This is a genomic window from Acinetobacter johnsonii (assembly GCF_048551975.1).
In the GTDB taxonomy this organism is placed as follows: Bacteria; Pseudomonadota; Gammaproteobacteria; order Pseudomonadales; family Moraxellaceae; genus Acinetobacter; species Acinetobacter johnsonii_A.
This window is the reverse complement of sequence record NZ_JBIMCF010000080.1, coordinates 1-597: the sequence shown is the minus strand read 5'-3', so window position 1 is coordinate 597 and position 597 is coordinate 1. Positions and strand designations below refer to the sequence as shown.

At 34.8% G+C, this 597-nt stretch carries 1 pseudogene; it reads left to right on the top strand.

Annotation, left to right across the window (positions count from 1 at the left end):
* Window positions 1-71 precede the first annotated feature (71 nt).
* Window positions 72-597 (top strand): annotated as a pseudogene (locus tag ACG9ZB_RS16705) (IS4 family transposase); the annotation flags it as partial.

The window sequence follows — 597 nt, the reverse complement described above, 5'->3', positions numbered from 1 at the left end:
CTCTGTACACGACAAAAATAGATAACTCATTGAAATAATGTCACAATAATTGTTTTCTAACGACGAATACTATGACACATCTCAATGAGTTATATCTTATCTTAAACAAATATCTAAAATGGAACAAGTCACATTTAAAGTGCTTTGCGCTCATCATGCTTGTGATTATTTTAAAGCAAACATGTAATCTTTCTTCTGCATCTAAAGCCTTGCCCATCAAGTGCTTACCACAATCATTTTATCGACGTATGCAGCGCTTCTTTGCAGGTCAGTATTTCGATTATCGTCAAATTTCTCAGTTGATTTTCAATATATTTTCATTCGACAAAGTGCAACTGACTTTAGATAGAACCAATTGGAAATGGGGAAAACGAAATATTAATATCCTGATGCTCGCGATCGTTTATCGTGGAATAGCGATACCTATCGTTTGGACATTACTTAATAAACGTGGAAATTCAGATACAAAAGAGCGTATTGCTTTGATTCAACGCTTTATCTCCATTTTTGGTAAAGACCGTATTGTGAATGTGTTCGCAGACAGAGAGTTTATCGGTGAGCAGTGGTTTACATGGTTAATTGAACAAGACATCAACT